Origin of the sequence: Aeromonas sp. FDAARGOS 1416, from assembly GCF_019048085.1 — a bacterium.
GTDB lineage: Bacteria > Pseudomonadota > Gammaproteobacteria > Enterobacterales > Aeromonadaceae > Aeromonas > Aeromonas veronii.
On the sequence record NZ_CP077301.1, the window covers coordinates 3,466,705 to 3,483,803 of the forward strand.

The 17,099-nt window shown below is 58.9% G+C and carries 12 protein-coding genes; 4 read left to right on the forward strand and 8 right to left on the reverse strand.

Translation table 11 applies throughout. The features are described 5' to 3' along the window. Window positions 1-213: 213 nt before the first annotated feature. Window positions 214-1,023, forward strand: coding sequence for a UTRA domain-containing protein (locus I6L46_RS15680; protein ID WP_216976268.1), 810 nt, complete (start codon window positions 214-216; stop codon window positions 1,021-1,023). Window positions 1,024-1,063: 40 nt separating this feature from the next. Here the strand turns inward: I6L46_RS15680 and I6L46_RS15685 are convergent, their stop codons facing one another. Then, window positions 1,064-1,828: a helix-turn-helix transcriptional regulator gene (locus I6L46_RS15685; RefSeq protein WP_005336490.1), complete on the reverse strand. Its 765-nt coding sequence runs from the start codon at window positions 1,826-1,828 to the stop codon at window positions 1,064-1,066. Window positions 1,829-3,094: 1,266 nt separating this feature from the next. Here I6L46_RS15685 and I6L46_RS15690 point away from each other — a divergent pair. Further along, window positions 3,095-3,721: a porin family protein gene (locus I6L46_RS15690; RefSeq protein WP_021231774.1), complete on the forward strand. Its 627-nt coding sequence runs from the start codon at window positions 3,095-3,097 to the stop codon at window positions 3,719-3,721. 87 nt (window positions 3,722-3,808) lie between these two features. Here I6L46_RS15690 and I6L46_RS15695 read toward each other — a convergent pair whose 3' ends face one another. After that, a complete protein-coding gene (locus tag I6L46_RS15695) occupies window positions 3,809-4,807 on the reverse strand; it encodes a sensor domain-containing diguanylate cyclase (protein WP_058057085.1) in 999 nt (332 codons plus the stop codon). Between the two features lie 267 nt (window positions 4,808-5,074). Next, window positions 5,075-5,554, reverse strand: a complete 480-nt coding sequence (locus I6L46_RS15700; RefSeq protein WP_216976270.1) for a GNAT family N-acetyltransferase — start codon at window positions 5,552-5,554, stop codon at window positions 5,075-5,077. A gap of 475 nt (window positions 5,555-6,029) precedes the next feature. On the opposite strand from I6L46_RS15700, the gene I6L46_RS15705 reads away from it, so the two are divergent. Beyond that, on the forward strand, window positions 6,030-6,362 hold the full coding sequence (locus I6L46_RS15705; RefSeq protein ID WP_209297294.1) for a hypothetical protein: 333 nt from the start codon (window positions 6,030-6,032) through the stop codon (window positions 6,360-6,362). Next, entirely contained in the window at window positions 6,352-6,840 is a 489-nt protein-coding gene (locus I6L46_RS15710; RefSeq protein ID WP_209297293.1) for a hypothetical protein, read from the forward strand. The genes I6L46_RS15705 and I6L46_RS15710 overlap by 11 nt, the downstream gene beginning before the upstream one ends. Before the next feature lie 5 nt (window positions 6,841-6,845). Here the strand turns inward: I6L46_RS15710 and I6L46_RS15715 are convergent, their stop codons facing one another. The 5 genes from I6L46_RS15715 to I6L46_RS15735 all read right to left on the reverse strand — a co-directional run bounded on the left by I6L46_RS15715 (window position 6,846) and on the right by I6L46_RS15735 (window position 17,084). Further along, entirely contained in the window at window positions 6,846-7,409 is a 564-nt protein-coding gene (locus I6L46_RS15715) for a biosynthetic peptidoglycan transglycosylase (RefSeq protein ID WP_209297292.1), read from the reverse strand. Between the two features lie 2 nt (window positions 7,410-7,411). Beyond that, complete coding sequence (recD, locus tag I6L46_RS15720; RefSeq protein ID WP_216976272.1) at window positions 7,412-9,475, reverse strand: exodeoxyribonuclease V subunit alpha; 2,064 nt, start codon at window positions 9,473-9,475, stop codon at window positions 7,412-7,414. Further along, a complete protein-coding gene (gene recB / locus I6L46_RS15725) occupies window positions 9,472-13,080 on the reverse strand; it encodes an exodeoxyribonuclease V subunit beta (protein WP_216976275.1) in 3,609 nt (1,202 codons plus the stop codon). The genes recD and recB overlap by 4 nt, the downstream gene beginning before the upstream one ends. Continuing rightward, on the reverse strand, window positions 13,080-16,433 hold the full coding sequence (gene recC / locus I6L46_RS15730; protein ID WP_216976277.1) for an exodeoxyribonuclease V subunit gamma: 3,354 nt from the start codon (window positions 16,431-16,433) through the stop codon (window positions 13,080-13,082). The genes recB and recC overlap by 1 nt, the downstream gene beginning before the upstream one ends. A 258-nt stretch (window positions 16,434-16,691) precedes the next feature. Then, window positions 16,692-17,084 (reverse strand): DoxX family protein, encoded by a 393-nt coding sequence (locus I6L46_RS15735; RefSeq protein ID WP_005336513.1) that lies wholly within the window; start codon window positions 17,082-17,084, stop codon window positions 16,692-16,694. Window positions 17,085-17,099 lie beyond the last annotated feature (15 nt).

Consider the following 17,099-nt stretch of genomic DNA (forward strand, 5'->3'; position numbering starts at 1 on the left):
ATCCCTCTGGACTAGGTCAGTTAAGGTTCGAGAGGGATGCTAGAGGGGAATTGTGACGGTGGCGGGGCGCTTTAATGGCAGTTTGATGACAATCACCCTGTCATGGCGCTGTCATCCACAGCGGTTACAACTCTGAACCCGAGTGAGGCTGGACTATTCCAGTAAGGGATTGGCCAGCCACCCGCCTTCTGAATAAGCAACAGGGACAAGAGTGTGACCGAGCCGAAATTGAGCGAGCAGAGAGTGAACGAACAGAGCATGGCCGATGGCCGCGTCTCCTCCAAGTGCGAACAGATTTGCCAGACCCTGCGCCGCTATATCGGCAGCGGCCAATTGGGGGCCGGGCAGCAGCTGCCCGCCGAACGGGCCCTGAGCGAGCGTTTCGCCACCACCCGCATCACCATCAAGGAGGCGCTCTCCAGCCTCGAGGCAGACGGCCTTATCTACCGTGCCGAGCGGCGCGGCTGGTTTGTGGCGCCACCCCGCCTCACCTACGATCCCGCCATCCACACCCACTTTCACCAGTGGATCGGCGAACAGCAGCGCACCGCCGAAACCCGGGTGCTGGCCCACGGCAGCGAGCTTGCCAGCAGCGAGCTGTGCCGCTGGATGGGGCTGGAACCCTTTACTCCACTTTATGAGATCCGCCGCCAGCGGCTGATCGACGGTCGCCCGGTGCTTCATGTCAGCCACCACCTGCTGGCGAGTCGCTTTCCCGATATCGCCAGCGCACCGCTGGCCAGCTCCCTCACCGAGCTCTATCAGCAGCGCTATGGCATAGGCCAGGGCGGGGCGAGTCTCGAGATCACCCCCTCGGCGGCGCGTGGCGCCATCGCCCGCGCCCTCAATCTGGCGGAGGGGAGCGCCGTGCTGCGGCTGGTGCGGGTCAACTATGACGAGCGGGGTGCTCTGGTGGATTGCGATATCGAGCACTGGCGGCCGGATGCCATTCGCATTTGTCTGGATACGCGAGCATTGCAGCCGCTCGCAGGCAAGCTGCAACAAACCCGGGTCGCCGATTAGACTCCAGCCAACAGAGCGGATCCCGCAGGATCCGCCGGGATCAGTTGTCGATATTGGGGATCATGTCGTCAAAACTCTGGTACCCGCAGTCGGCCAGTTGCAGCGACATGGTGTAGGTCTTGGCGTGCTCCTGCTGGCCGATGGCGGGGCGGTTGAGCTTGATCTCCTGATGCCAGTACTCCTTCATCCGGTCGATCAGCGCCATCGCCTCCCCCTCGTTGAGGTGCAGCTGGCAGAGCGCCATATAGTTGTTCGACTTGTGCATGTTCTCCACCAGATACTCCCCCAGCACCGACATTGCCTGCCGTGCCTGCTGACGGGCGAAACGGCTGTGCTGCTCGAAGCTGATCCGCTCGCTGATGAGGAAGTGGTAACTGTTGTCGATACCGAGCTGCAAAATGCCGAGCTTCTCCAGCTTGCGCAGATAGAGGTAGCAGGAGGCATCGGTCAGGCCGTACTCCCGCTTGAGATCGATCAGCGTCTTGTCGCGCCAGAAGATATTGGCGAGAAAGGCGTAGAGCCCCGGCTCGTTGTGAAACGCCTCATCCTGCTCCTGGGTGAAGACGGCGCGGCGGCTCTGGGCATCCTGAGTGCGATCCAGCAACTCCTCGAACGAGAGCCCCACCAGATGGCAGATCTCCAGCAGAGTATCGAACGGCAGGGAGGGCTTGTTCATCATCCGCTTCACGGTCGCGATGGAGACACCCATGGCTTCTGCCAGGGTCTGATAGCGGATCCCCTTGTCGGTCAGGGTCTTCTTCAGGGTGTCGAGAATATTGTTGGCCAGGGTCTGGCTGTAGGTCATGCCACTCTTCCTTGTTATCGCACTTTCATTGCATGGTTATGCCGAGTCAGCTTCTGACCTGTTTTTACCTTCAAGGCTCAGATATTGACACCGAAAAAACAGCCTAGAGAAAAAATCGCCTACAACGCCCATCAGGACAGACCAGTTGAACGATGAGGTCTCAAAATCTGACACCAGACAGTGCATATCTTTCAACCCGCAAACATTTTGCTAGTGCTGCATAGAACATCGCGCATAATCGAAACGTATCGAATTCAAGACCCTTCCTGGTTGAGAAATCGATTGTTTGCTTCCAAATTTTTATCTTTTAAACCGTAAGGTTTTTTCTCTTTCCTGGCATTGGGCGGCGCTGATAGCACCGCCCTTTTCTTTTCCCTGAATTCGCAGGTCAGGTCAAGGGCCCCGGCAAGGGGAAGTGTCCGCCGCCCACTGATGCGCCAGCCACTACGACCTCTCTGGCAAGGTATCCTAAACGATCATTAATAGCGCTTCATTGCCATTCAATATATTTAAATGACCTGTTTGGAAAGCTTCATTAAATATAAAAATGAATATAAGAAAGTTATTTAAAACTCCAAAAACCTATCTTTTAAATAGCTTGTATATATAAGCAAACAAAATTAATCAGACCGCACACCCCATATCTGCTTATCGCGCCTCATGCCCACCCCAACAACTGCTGCCGGGTAAAGAGAAAAGCCACCCATAAGAACCCACCCACTTATCTGGTGGGCAACATAGCCCACGCAAAAACAGCCTCAAAAGACCACCAAAACCCTCGATGGGAACAATCCCAAGCCTCAAAAAGAGCAAAAAACAGGCAAAAAGATAGATTTTTTTCTCACGGTTTCACCTTGTGAGGCGTTCAAAAAAACATCAAAAAGAGCCTGACACCTGTGAGTGACATCTGAGATGCCAATTTTTAGACAACTCATCACGGCTACGCTCGAATGAAAATTTAATGCCTATATAAATCAATTACATAGAATCAAAACCGAACTCACAGCCTGTCATTTGCCTCACCGGTTAATTATTTAAACCTCAATAAAGCTAAAACTCTAATAACACCATTTATTAAACAAAATGACCCTGATGGCCGCCAGTCATATTTAGAAGAATGGGGAAATCACTCTCTTGTTATTCAGAAATGTGCTGACTATACTGCGGCCCCTCTGTGAGAGCAGAGCAATGACGGAAATATAAAAAGCTTCATGGATTGAGCAATATAAATCACACGCAGTTCACGCAACACAAGGTTATTTATCCATGAACAAGTTTAATAAAATTGCCGCTTTCTCCCTGCTTGCTCTGGCCATGAATGGCGGCGCCCATGCCGAAGGCTGGTATGCAGGTCTGGATCTGACTACCTCCAAGATGGATCTCGATGGTGCGGCCAAAGACGCCTATGACGCCAAAGTGATCGACGACCAGCTCGACGGCGGCAGCCTGATCGTGGGTTACAGCTTCAAACCCTGGCTGGCGGTTGAAGGTGGCTTGCACGCCCAGCAGATGGATCAGCTGACCTGGGTAACCTCCCCGATTGCAAGCGGCTTTGCCGACACCACTATCGAAACCCGCAGCATCAGCCTGGCCGCCAAGCTGAGCCAGCCGCTGGCCTGGGGCTTCAGCGCCTATGCCAAACCGGGCATCGCCTACACCCGCACCGAATTGGAAGTTGTCGGCAACGCCACCTTCCTCGGTTTCAGCGATCAGGTAAGCAAGAGCGCAACCAAGAGCAAGGTACACCCCAATCTGGAAGTAGGTCTGGACTACGCCTTTAACGACCACTTCTCTGCCGGTATCGGTTACGAGCGCCAGTTCGACGCCCTGAGCCTGGGTGACGAGCACTACTCTCTGGATACCTTCAAGCTGGGTCTGCGCTACCACTTCTAAGTCGCGCCGCGTCAGTAACAATGCAAAAGGGCCGCAGGTTTCAAACCTGCGGCCCTTTTTACTGCTCTTCTTTCCGTGCCCTGCGCGTTAGCAGATCTGGTCTTTACCCAGCTGCTTGGCCTGATAGAGCGCCCGATCGGCGCGCACCATCAGGCTCTCTTTCTGCTCATCCTGCTGATACTCCGCCAGCCCGAAGCTCATGGTAGCGGGCGCGTGCGGGCAGATGGGCTCGCTCGCCATCAATGCCTGAAACTTGCTCGCCACCACCAGCGCATCCTCGCGGCCGGTGTTGGGCAACAACACCATAAACTCGTCACCGCCCCAGCGGGCCAGCAGATCGATCTCGCGGATATGGCGGCGCACCAGCGCCACTATGTTGATCAGAGTCTGATCCCCGGCGTTGTGGCCATAGCTGTCGTTGATCTGCTTGAAGTTGTCCACATCCATGGCGATCACCGTAAACGGCTGATGGAAGCGGCGCGCCCGCTCGCACTCCAGCTGCAACGCTCGCTCCAGCCGATAACGGCTGGCGGCGCCAGTCAGGGCATCGGTCTCTGCCAGCAGACGGTTCTCCTCGGCTTTCTGTTGCAGCGCCTCGTTGAGTCGCACCAGCTCGGCGGTGCGCTCGGCAACCTGCTGCTCCAGCGACTGATTGCGCCGCTCCAGCTGTTCCAGCAACAACTTGCTGGCGTGGATATCGCGATGGGCGCCGATCATCCGCGCCACAGACCCGTCGGGATTGCGCTCAATGATGCGGCCGCAATCCTCAATCCAGAGGTAACTGCCATCGCGGCAGCGGCAACGGTACTCGGCGCGATACTCATGGGCGCTGCCGCTCAGACAGAGATCGAACTTCGCCATCACAGCCGCCAGATCGTCGGGGTGGATCACGTTCTCCCAGGTGAAGACGGTATTGCCGAGGGAGTGCGGCTCGTAACCCAGCATCCGGTACCAGCCAGGGTTGCGATAGACAAAACCGGTATTGGCATGCCAATCCCAGATGCCATCGCTGGTCACCTCCAGAATGCCATGCACCACGGCCTCGCTGACATCCGAGATCCTGATCGTGTCACTGTCCTGCACCATAGCAGTTATCCTTGTTCTTCCGCCCCGCGCCACCACGGGGAATCGCGCTGTTGTCGTGAGGCGCTACCTTGGCATATTGCAACAGATCTGTCAGCCAGAACCCCACCGCACCGCCGTTTCCCCGGTTATCGGCCACTCACGGCGCAGGCTGAGTCAGGGTGGCCATAAGTGTGGCTCAAGCGCGCCCCATTTACCGGATTTAACTCACGATTCAGTCATTTGGGGGATGGGAATAAATGAGGGGGTACGCCGGAGCAACCACAGAGGTCACTCGGCCAGAGTCAGTCGATAAAAATCCGTCTCCTGATGTTTCGGATTGGGGCGCAGAAATACCCAGCCAAAGCGCCGATAATGATTCAAGGCCCGCACATTGGTACGACTCACGGAGAGAATGGCCCATTTACAACCCGCCCCCAGCAACTGCTGGCGGATATATGCCTGCAACTCGGCAGCCAGACCGCTGCCACGATATTCGGGGAACAGATAAATCAGCTGCACATAGCCAGTCTCGGGTTCATCGGAAAAGCTGCGAAATTCCAGCTGGCCCACCAATTGTTCACCCGCCCAGACATGAATGTAGTGCCATTGCGCTTGCCCCAACCTTTCGCGGATCCGCTCCCGATAACCGTCGATAAAGTCGGCAAAACCATCATGGGTATGAAAGCTGCAGAAGTAGGCATCCCTGCGTGCCTGCACACAGAGATCGTAATCCCGCTCCAGATCGATGGTTTTAAATTCAAGTCTCAAGCAATGACATCCTGTCGTGTGTTGGTTCGATGTAGGGTGTAATAAGCGCAGCGCATTACACCTTTTGGCAGATAAATAGCAGCGGTGCAATTCACTTCGTTCTTTGCACCCTACCCGCCCTCACCCTGCCCTCTCCCGGAGGGAGAGGGGATAAAGCGGCACCGGTAATATGATCACCTGCCACGTAGGTTCGATTAGCGAAGCGTAATCGGACAGCGGTAACGGCATTACTCCCTTCCCCCGTTTATTAGAAAAGGAGGAGAAGGGTCGGGGATGAGGGGAAGGAAAAAAGAGATTACGCGGTAAACGTTGGGCTTCGCTACGCTCAGCCACAACCTACACAATCGATAGGTTGGTGCTGAGCCCGTGACCCCAACAATACGAGATAAAACTGCAATAAAACAATGGAGTTAATTGTAAGAAATGTATAGGATTATATCTCGGCTAACATTGAGCATCATTCAAGGAAAGTAACGTGCTGCAAGGTGAGTTTACTAGCATAGGATATAATTCATTATCACTTATAGAAATATCAAATATTACTGAAGACAAAATCAAAATAAAAGGTATTTCTTTATGGGGTACAAATACGGAAGCGCCGAGGACAGGAGAGATAGAGCTTATATTAAATAGTTTAGGTGACGAATATATATTTTTAGGAGATGGCATGAACACTCCTAAACAATTTATCCTGACCGTCCAAAATAACAATCAACTTACTATTCATGAACATGGATACATGGGGGTTTATGGACTCAATGTAACATTTTCTGGCAACTACGAAAGAGTAAAAAACAATGTCTTTTAATTCTTTTCTACCTGATATTCTAGCTACAATATTGGGTGGTATAATCCTAACTCTATTTTTCTTTTTCACCAAAGAAAAAATATTCCCCTCACCAAATATAAATGGTTTATGGAAACTTATAATCTATACAGAAAAGACTATTTACAACCCATTTAGAAGCATGACTCTTGAGTATGACGTTCTTTTATGGTCTGAAAATAATAACATATATGGAACCGTAGAGAAATGTTATGAAGAGTCTGTGAACGGGAAAATTCGTTTTGAAGGGGACAAAAGAACGACAGGGGTTGTTCAGGGCTCTATTAATAAGAACTATTTTGGTAAGGATAAGATAGTCCTCCATATAACTGAGAACGGACGAAGAAGACAATCATCACACTATTATGATTTAATAGTAAACGATGATGTAATCATTAGTGGAACATTCCAATCTCTTATAGCAAAACAAGAGGGAGTAGCTTTCTTGATAAAAGTTTAACCATTTCATCTATAAACATCGCCAAGATTGCTTTTAAGCTTACATGTTATATGTATAGTTCTATGTAGTATTTTTAAATCTTGCTTTGAGTTTTTCATTTTGGATTGTGGATATTTTAACCTTGCAATTAATTGAGCTGCATCGATAACACTCAATTTCTCAAAGTCTATTTTTAACTTTGCAGCTGCATTAATTACACCATGCATATCCCAGCCGAAATATGCCAAATGAAGGTACTTGTTCAATATTTTTTCTCTACCATACTTTTTCGTGATCCGTCTTGCTAAAGAAATTTCAACAATCTTTCTCTTTAAGCTAACTTGGTAATTAGACGTGATAACTCGCACCAATTGCATAGCAACTGTAGACCCCCCTTCTCTCTTCTTAAATACTCCAGTTTTGATGACAGCTCTTAACAAAGCAAAGTAATCAACCCCTGAATGACTCCAAAAACGATGATCTTCACCTACAACGAGTGCATTTTTTAACAAAAAAGGAAGTTCGAGACAGCATTCATCCGCCATTGCTTTCTCTATCAGCTTCCACTCTTTCGAAAATATATATTTCATGTTCAATCTAACAACCTCTCCGCCAATCCGGAATAACGCTCGGTCTTTTTCCGCACCGCTTGGGCCAGCAGGGCGCGATCGCCATAGAGATCGAGCCGGGCCTTGGCGCGGGTGATGCCGGTATAGACCAGCTCGCGGGTCAGCAGCGGGCTGGGGCTGTCGGGCAGCACCAGCACGGTATGGGCAAACTCGGAGCCCTGGGATTTGTGGATTGTCATGGCGTAGACCGTCTCGTGGGGCGGCAGGCGGCTGGGCAACAGGGCCCGCAGGGTGCCGTCCGGCTGCTCAAACCAGACCTTTAACCGGCCAGTTTCATCGGGCAGGCAGAGCCCCATATCACCGTTGTAGAGGCCGACGCCGTGATCGTTGCGCACCACCATCACCGGACGACCGGCATACCAGTCGCCATCGCGGGCAATCAGGCCAGCCCGTGACAGGGCCAGTTCCAGTCGCTCGTTAAGTCCCAGCACCCCGAACGGGCCATCGCGCAGGGCGCAGAGGATCTGGAAGCTGTTGAATGCCTTGAACACGGCGGCAGGCGCCTCCCCCGCGCGGGCCGCCTTCAGATAGCTGCCGTAACCGGCCACCCCCTGGGCAATCAGGGCATCGTAGGCCTCCCCGGCCCAGGGGTGCAGGCTGATATCGGCAAAGCCCATGCCCCAGACTGATTCCACCGCCGTGGCATCGCCGCTGTTGCAGGCGCGCGCCAGCTGGCCGATGCCCGAATGCTGATCAAAGCGCCAGCTCTTGGCCAGCAGACAGAGGCTATCGCGCACCGGTGCCCCCGCGGGCGTGCCCTGCAAGCGGTAGCCGGTCTGGCGGGAGAGCCAATCCGCCTGCGCGGGGCTGATGCCCTGTTCGATAAAGCTGCAGATATCGCCGAGCACGGCCCCCGCCTCCACCGAGGCGAGCTGATCCTTGTCGCCGAGCAGGATCAGGCGGGCGTGACTTGGCAGCGCATCGAGCAGGCGCGCCATCATCGGCAAATCGACCATGGAGGCCTCATCCACCACCAGCAGGTCGAGGTGGAGCGGGTTGCCCGCGTGGTGGCGGAACTGGCTGCGCCCCGGAATGACCCCGAGCAGCCGGTGCAGGGTGCCCGCTTCGGTGGGGATCGCCTCCACCCACTCGGGGGGCAGATCGAGGGCCTGCAGGGCAGAGCCGATACTCTCGGTGAGGCGCGCCGCCGCCTTGCCGGTAGGGGCCACCAGCCGGATCGCCGGGGCCTTGCCCGCTTGCAGGCCGGTCTCCACCAGAATGGCGAGCAGTTTGGCCACCGTGGTGGTCTTGCCGGTGCCGGGACCACCGGAGATCACCGCAAAGGGGCGCGCTGCCGCAGTGGCCGCCGCCAGCTTCTGGCCATTGCAGCAGAGCGCCTCGGGCACCAGCGCATCCAGCTTGCTCAAGTCGCTCGCCGCCTGGGCGCTGGCCAGCAGCGCTTCGATGGCGGGCCAGTCCACCTCGTTCGGGCACACCAGATCGAGATACTTTTCGATAAAGTGGCGGGCCGAAAAGTCGGGAACGAGGCGGGCTTTGAGCAGCGCCGCGAACACCAGCCCGTAGTCGCGGGCAAACAGCCGCGACAGGGCCGGGGCTATCTCCGGCCATTCGGCGCATTCACTCAGGGCGCGCAGATGACGGGCCACCCCCAGTTCAAAATCGTGGTAGCGGGTGAGATAGAGCCGCCCGCGCCACAGCCGCAGCGGCCAGCGCGGGGCTAGCCCCTCATCCTGCTCGGTTCCAACCAAGGGACTAGCCGCAAACAGAGCGGGCCAGCGGGCAGGATCCGCCAGATCCCCCAGCAGATCCCGGCTTTGCTGGGGATCCAGCCCGAACGGTCGCAGGGATCCGGCAGTCAACATTTCAAGCGGCAGACAGACATGGCCGCGCCCCAACTCAAAGCAGGTGAGCGCAGCCCCCAGCACCAGCTCGGGGCTGCCGCCAAGGTCGGCCACCAGCCTGGCAAATTGCAGATCCAGCTGGCGGATACGGCCAGCCAGCGCCAGTGTTTTCAACCGTTCAACCATCATTGCGCTGGTCGCGGTGCTGATCATGGTGCCGCTCATGCCTCTACCTCGTTAAATGCTTGGGATCCCGCTGTTGGCAGCTCACTGCCTTCGCGAAACAACTTATCCAGCCCCAGCACCAGTTCACGGCTCGGGCGGGTATGGAAAATGCCCCCCTGCGGCATGCCGCGCAGGAACAGATAGAAGACCCCGCCAAAGTGCTGCTCGAAGTCGTAGCCCGGCAGGCGCAAAGTGAGCAGCCGGTGCAGCGCCAGCGAGTAGAGCTGGTATTGCAGGTCGTAGCGGTGCTCGGCCATCGCCCGCTCCAGCGCCGGACGGCTGTAATCGGCGGGGCTCATGCCGAGGTGGTTCGATTTGTAGTCGAGCAGATACCAGCGCCCCTGCCACTCGAACACCAAGTCGATAAAGCCCTTGAGCATCCCCTGCACGGTGGCAAAGCTGAGCGGCTTGTTGCCCCGCGACAGCGGGTCGTGCTGCTGGCAGAGGGCCGTCAGCGCCGGTGCTGTCACCCGCCCCATGGGCAGAAAGAACTCCAGCTCCACCTGCTTGCGCTCGGGGGCCAGATCCCGCAGCCGCACCGGCTCGCCAAAGCCCGTTTCCAGCGGGGTATCGAGCACCGCCTCCACCTGCTGTTGCAGCACAGTGGCCCAGCTCTCGTCGAAGCCATCTTGCGCCAGCAGGGTGGCAATATGCTCTGCCAGCGGCTCGCCCGCGGCGCTTTGAAAGTCGATGGTCTCGAACAGGCTGTGCAGCAAGGTGCCGGGGCGCGCCCCTTTCGGGAAGGTGAAGATGGAGGGCTGGGGTGCCTCGTCCGGTTGCTCGGAAGCCAGCGCAGCCGCCTCGGTGACGACCTCGTCATCGAAGCCGGGATTGGCCAAAACACCCTTGCTGTGACCATGGCCCTGCGCCGCCAGCCCGGAGTAGGAGCTGATCCACCAGTCCCGCTCAAGGGAACCGCTAAAGTGGCGCACCTGCGGCTCACCCAACTGCTCCTCCTCTGGCGGCAGCGGTGCCGGACGGGTGAGCGAGGGCTCACCGACTGCCACCCCGGGCAGCGCCTGTGCCAGCTCGGTCAGGGCGGTCGCCAGCGTCTGCGCATCCCCCTCTTCACCCTTTTGCAGCAGGTAGCCGATGGCGGTGTGGTGCAGATCGGTCTTCTCCGACTTGCCCGCCCCCGCCCGCACCGGCGCCAGCCCCAGCCAGGTGGCGTAGACGCCCCGGGTCAGGGCCACATAGAGCAGCCGCAAATCTTCGGCAAGGCGCTCCCTGTCCGCTTCGGCGAGCGACGAGTCGGCGCCGGTCAGATCGAGAATGGTGCGATTGCCCGCCTCATCCGCTTCGTGATAGAGCGGGGTCTCGGCGGTTCTGTGGCTGCAGATAAAGGGCAGGAACACCAGCGGGTACTCCAGCCCCTTGGATTTGTGGATGGTGACGATCTGCACCAATTTCCGCTCGGATTCGAGGCGCAGTACCTGCTCCGCATCCTGCCCATTGGGGCGACTCACCGCCTCTCCCAGCCAGCGCAGCAGGGCATATTCCCCGTCCAGCTCGCTGCTCACCTGTTGCAGCAGCTCGCCGAGATGGAGGAAGTTGGTCAGCCGCCGCTCGCCATAGGGGCTCGCCAAAAGCGAAGAGGCGAGATTGCGCCGGTGCAGCAGGGCCCGCAACATGGCCAGCACGCCACGGCGGTGCCAGATCTTGCGGTACTCCATAAACTCCTGTACCGCGCTCTCCCACGCCCGCTCGTCGCTGGCCAGCCCATCAAGCGCCTTGGCGTCGAGATCAAACAGCCCGGTGGCGAGCGCCGCCCGCAGGCTGCGCTCTTCGCTCGGGTTCTGGCAGGCGTGCAAAATCAGCAAAATCTCCCGCGCCTCCGTCTGTTCCAGCACGCTCTCGCGGTTCGACAGATAGACGGAGGCGATGGCGAGGCGCGCCAGCTCCTGCTGCACCAGCTTGCCCTCGGCGCCGGTGCGCACCAGCACGGCGATATCCCCGGCCTTTACCGCCTTGTCACCGATCAGCGCCTTGCCCTCGCGGGCGAGGGTCAGCAGGCGGTGGATCTCGGCGGCGGTGGCGCGGGCCATCTTGCTCTGGTAATCCCCCCGGTTGAAGGTGGGCTGGCCGGTCAGCTGCCAGCAGTGGAGCACGGGGGCAGTGGCGCCATCGAGCAGCAGCGCCTTGCTCTTGCCCTGCGCCTCCACCGGCAGGAAGGGGATATCCGCTTCATAGATAAAGGGATCCTTGGCTCGATCGAACAAGCCGTTGACCGCCCCCACCAGCGCACTGCTGGAGCGCCAGTTGCGCCCGAGGGTGTAGTGGGCGCTCACATTTCGCCGCGCCTGAATGTAGGTAAAGATGTCGGCGCCGCGAAAGCCGTAGATGGCCTGCTTGGGGTCACCGATCATCAACAGCGCCGTGTCGGTGTGGCCACCGTAGAGGCGATGGAAGATGCGGTACTGCTGGGGATCGGTATCCTGAAATTCATCGATCATTGCCACCCGGTAGGTGGCGCGAATCCGCTCGCAGAGCCGCTCGCCAAGGCTGGAGCCAAGCGCCCCGTCGAGGTCTTTGAGCAGGTCATCGAACGAGAGCTGATGGGCCTGCCGCTTGCTGGCCTGCATCCGGCTGCGCACCACCTTGGCAGCCCGTTGCAGGATCAGATCCCGAATACCGGGGCGGCTCGCCAGCAGCTCGTCTATCTGGCTGAACAGCGGCAGGGTCGGCACCGCGCCCCCCTTCTTGAGGTTCTCCTCCAGCACCGTCTGGCCGAAGCGCTCCAGCTCCTTGGGGATGGCGTAGCCACTGCTCTCGTCCTGTGCCCAGTCGCTTATCTTGGCAAGCCACCCTTCGTAGTTCTTGCCGGTGTAGCGGCTTACTTGCCCGTCGGTCTGGCGGCGGATCTCGTCCGTCTGCGCCAGCCATTCACTCTTCACCGCCGCGATGCGGCTCATGGCCGCCTGATGGCGGGCGGCGAGGGTCTCGTCCCCCAGCGCGGGGTGGATCTCCAGCTCGCTGTTGTCGAGCCAGCTGCCCATCTCCCGCAGCAGGGCGGCGGGACTCGGCCAGAGCGCGCGCACGGCGCTGGCGAGGGCTTTATCCACCGGATAGAACTCGGATCGCCAGTAGTCGCTCACCGCCTGCAGCCTGAGCTGGCTGTCGTCGGTAAGAAATTCGGTTTCAAAGAGGGCACCCGATTCGAAGGCGTTCTGCTTGAGCATCCGCTGGCAGAAGCCGTGGATGGTAAAGACCGCCGCCTCGTCCATCTGGCGCTCGGCAGCCAGCAGGCGACGGGCCGCCAGCTCGTGATCCACCACCTCTGCCAGCAATTGGGCCAGCAGGGCATCATTGCTATGGCCGCGCATAAAGGCGAGCCGCGCCTCGTGAATGCGGCCGCGGATCCGCCCGCGCAGCTCGGCGGTGGCTGCTTCGGTAAAGGTCACCACCAGAATTTCGGTCACCGAGAGCGGCCGCTCGTGGGCGCTCGGCTGACCGGCATCAGCACCCTCCTCAATGAGCGGGCCGTGGCCCAGCAGCAGGCGCAGGTAGAGACCGGCGATGGTGTAGGTCTTGCCGGTACCGGCGGAGGCTTCGATCAGTCGTTCACCATGGAGGGGGAAACGCAGGGTATTGAGCGGGTTAGCCATTATTTCAGCTCCTCCAGGGTCTTGAGCAGCGGGGTCAGGTGTTCGCGGGCCAGCGCCTGCAACTGACCAAGCACCTCGTCATCGAGTTCGGGGAAGCAGCGGGCAACGTAAGGATCTTGCCCCTCCCCATTGATCATCCAGCCGCCGTTGAAACGGGTGAGGGCCGCCTTGTCGGCCGCCTCCGGCTTGTCGGGATCCTTCTCGATCGCCTTGAGCCAATCCCAGGCGGTGTTGGGGAAGAAGGGCAGCGGCCGCTTCATCCCCTGCGCCCAGCACGCCACCAGCGCCGCCAGCTTGGGACGCGCCTCGTCGGCAGCGAGTACAGGCAGTCGCAGACTCTGTTTGGCATCGAACAACAGGGTGTCGCCGGGGGCGCAGCTCAATGAGAGGCAGAGGTGCTGGATCCAGCCCAGCAGCAGATCCTTGCCGTTGAAGCTGCCGGGTTTGACCACCAGCAAACGCCCCTTCTGGGTGTCGATCCACCCTTGCAGCTGGCCCTGAGTGAGGGAGATATCGATCTCCACCGCCTGCTTTTCTGACTCACTGGCAGCAACCCATGGCCGCAGCCGATCCGCCAGCTTGCCCATCTCGGCATCCAGATCGTCCAGCAGCAGGCTGCCGAACCACCCTTGCGGCAGCAGGCCGGTGAGCTGCAATCGCTCGCGACGCTCGGTACTTTCACCTTCCGCCAGATGGGCATCGAGCAGCAGATCTTTCAGCTGATAATGTTGCAGGCCATCCAGCTCGAACGGCTCGCTGTCCTCGATGTTGGCCTCGTTCAGTTCAAACCACACCTTGAGGCGGCGGTTGAGGAAATACTTGGTAGGCTGGCGATAGAAGCGCAGCAGCTCCGCCAGCTCCAGCCCCTGCTCCTTGCCCCATTCGGGGGGAAGAGGCAGCTCGCCGCTCTGGAAGTTGGCCGCGCCGCGCACCGGATTGAGGGCGGGCAACCAGTCGGCGGCATAGGTAAAGAGGCGCGAACCCGCCTCCGGGTAGAAGTAGTTGCGGCTGTAGGGGGTGAGCGGGTGCGCCACCATCAGGTGGTTGAGCAGCCGCTTGCCGGAGGTTTCGTCATCGAGATCCTCATCCCCCGCCAGCACAAAGCCCTGCCGCACATAGTCGATCAGCTCCGCCAGCAGGACCGACGGCACCTTGTCGCTGTTGTCCTGCGCGCTGAAGCCCTGATAGCTGATATAGAGCCCCTGCTGGGCACTCAACAGCGCCTCGAGGAAGAGGTAGCGGTCATCATCGCGACGGGAGCGATCCCCGCGCCGCGACGCCACCGCCATCAGATCGAACCCCATGGGAGCCAGGGTGCGCGGGTAGACGCCGTCGTTCATACCGAGCAGGCAGACCTGCTTGAAGGGGATGGAGCGCATCGGCATCAGAGTGCAGAAGTTGACCTGACCGGCGAGGAAGCGCTGGCTGGAGCGGGATTCCCCCAGCACGCTGCCGAGGTAATCCTGCAACAGATCGGCGGTGATGGGCTGCTCGAAGCGAGCCTCGCCAAGCCGGGTCTGCCACTCGACCAGCTGGCTGCGAATAAGCTGGAGCTGACGCTCTTCATCCTCGTCGGCCAGATAGAAGCGCTCCAGCAGCGCCAGCAGGCAGGCGTTCCACTCGGCCAGCGGCTGGGCCTGTTGCAGGCGGGGCAAAAACTCGGCCAGCGAGTCGACAAACCAGGCGAGCTTGCCGAGTGCCAGTCCCTGCTGCCCCTCGATATCGGCGTAGGGCAAGATGCCCGCCACCGGCTCGCCATCCCCCATGGCAAAGCCGAGCAGCATGCGGCGCAGGCCGAACAGCCAGCTGTTGCCGGACATGGGCGGCAGATCGAAGCGGACGGGATAGCTGTCATCCAGACCCCAGCGGATGCCGGTCTCCTGCACCCAGACCCGCAGCTGGTTGAACTCGTCGTCATCCAGCTCGAAGCGGCGCAGCACGGCGGGCACCTCAAGAATGGCGAGCAACTCCCCTGCGCCGAAGCGGGCGTTGGGCAGCCTGAGCAGGGCGAGGAAGCTTTGCAGCAGGGGGCTCTCCTGACTCGCCGCCCGATCCGATACCGCAAACGGGATCTGGCCCCGTGCGCCAAACACCGCCTGAATGTAGGGGCCGTAGCTGTTCACATCCGGCATCATCACCACCACATCTTTCGGGGTGAGGGTCGGATCCTGCTCGAACAGCGCCAGCAGCCGATCGTGCAGCACCTCGAGTTCGCGCATCGGGCCGTGGCAGACGTGGATCTGCAGGGATCCATCCGCCGGATCGATGGGGCTCTTGTGATGGCTGCTGTCGAGATCGAACTGACCTGCGCCTCGCTCGGCAAGCTCCAGCACATCCTTCTGGATGGCGCGCAGCAGGCTGACATTGCCTTTACCATCAACTTCGTCGATATCGACGAAAGCCTCGATTTGCGGCACCTCCAGCTCCATCAGTTGATGCAGGTAGTCACGCCCCAGCTTGCCCATGGAGGCGAGCAGCGGGTTGGCGGGGCCCTGCAACGTCTCGATATCGGTGCCGGGTTTGAGCTTGTTCTCCAGCCGAGCCAGGGTCTTGCGATCCAGCAGATCCCCCCAGTAGTAGCGGCAGGGGTTGGTGACGAACAGGTGCACCTCCACCTCCGGCCGACTGCCGAGGGCCAGCAGCGCCTCCACATAGCGCGGTGGCAGCGCCGAGATGCCGAACACAAAGACCCGCTGCGGCAGCTTGCCCGGCAGATCGGCGGTGCGCGCCAGCTCGTGGATAAACTCCTCGTAGAGGTTGGCGCGGTGGTAGCCGCTCGGAGAGAGCGCCAGGGTGCGGGCCACCAGCTCGCGCCACAGCTCGGGCTGCCAATCCTGACCGCTCACCCCGGCCAGCTCCTGACTCAATCCTTCCCCCTCTTCCCAACTGGCGATCCAGTCCGGCCGATAGACCAGATACTGGTCAAAGAGATCCGCTACCTTCTGGCAGAGCTGCCACAACCGCACCTGCTCGGGCTCCTTGGCAGGCTCCTCCTCATCTCCCCCGCCCAGATAGGCGGCGAGCGAGGCAAAGGCGGGGCGATCCAGCAAGGCGGGCAGAATGGTCATCAGCTGCCAGCTCATTGAGCCCTTGTTGTAGGGGCTCTGGCGCGGTACATCCGCCAGCACCCGGGTGAACATCTCCCAGATAAAGCTGGCGGGCAGCGGAAAGTCGATATTGGCGGCGATGCCGAAGGCCTTGGCCAGCTCCAGCTTGAGCCACTGGGCCATGCCCGGGCTCTGCACCAGGATCTGCTCCCGATCGAAGGGGTGAGAGAGAGGGACCTGCCGGATGCGGCTCACCAGCAGCTCTTTGAGCAGATCCAGCTGATTGGAGTGGTAGAGGGTAAACATGAGCAATTCCCGCCTGTGGATGAGAGGGGGCGAGGGAAAAGGCGAGCCATTTCCGTCACTTCACAAGAGAGGGAATTGTCAGGGATCGGGGGATAAGATGCAAAAGGCACTTGTGGCCAGCAGGCGGGCAAACCGCTGAACCATGAGGGGCGCCGCAGATTTGTGCCGTCACCTCACCTACCCGGAAAACGCAGACAGAAAAAAGCCGGTGCAGTTGCACCGGCCAAAAGGCATTGGAAAACTTGACTCTTCAGGGCATTACCAGTTTTTGCCGAGACGGGCATCCACACTGAAAGCCCCTGCTCCGGCTGCCGCCAGCGCCAGGAAACCACCGGCCACTGAGACGTTCTTCATAAACATCAGCATCTGCATCTGTTCGGCAGGCTGATAATGGAAAATAAAGGCAGCCATCAGGGTGAAGCCGGCGAGCAGCACGGAGAGGCTGCGGGTAAAGAGACCGAGCACGACGGCAAGGCCACCACCCAGCTCAAGCAGGATCACCAGCGGCAACATAAAGCCCGGCACGCCCATCGCTTCCATATAGCCCTGGGTACCGGCATAGCCGCCGATCTTGCTCCAGCCCGCCATTACGAACATCAGCGCCAGCAGTACACGACCCGCCAGCAGCGCTACATCTTTCATCTTGTCCATTTCATATTCCTCGTT

Bases quoted from the DNA above. Each gene is read 5' to 3' on its own strand.
- I6L46_RS15685 (WP_005336490.1), bottom strand. From the start codon at position 1,828: ATGACCTACAGCCAGACCCTGGCCAACAATATTCTCGACACCCTGAAG.
- I6L46_RS15690 (WP_021231774.1), top strand. From the start codon at position 3,095: ATGAACAAGTTTAATAAAATTGCCGCTTTCTCCCTGCTTGCTCTGGCC.
- I6L46_RS15695 (WP_058057085.1), bottom strand. From the start codon at position 4,807: ATGGTGCAGGACAGTGACACGATCAGGATCTCGGATGTCAGCGAGGCC.
- I6L46_RS15710 (WP_209297293.1), top strand. From the start codon at position 6,352: ATGTCTTTTAATTCTTTTCTACCTGATATTCTAGCTACAATATTGGGT.
- I6L46_RS15715 (WP_209297292.1), bottom strand. From the start codon at position 7,409: ATGAAATATATATTTTCGAAAGAGTGGAAGCTGATAGAGAAAGCAATG.
- recD (WP_216976272.1), bottom strand. From the start codon at position 9,475: ATGAGCGGCACCATGATCAGCACCGCGACCAGCGCAATGATGGTTGAA.
- recB (WP_216976275.1), bottom strand. From the start codon at position 13,080: ATGGCTAACCCGCTCAATACCCTGCGTTTCCCCCTCCATGGTGAACGA.
- recC (WP_216976277.1), bottom strand. From the start codon at position 16,433: ATGTTTACCCTCTACCACTCCAATCAGCTGGATCTGCTCAAAGAGCTG.
- I6L46_RS15735 (WP_005336513.1), bottom strand. From the start codon at position 17,084: ATGGACAAGATGAAAGATGTAGCGCTGCTGGCGGGTCGTGTACTGCTG.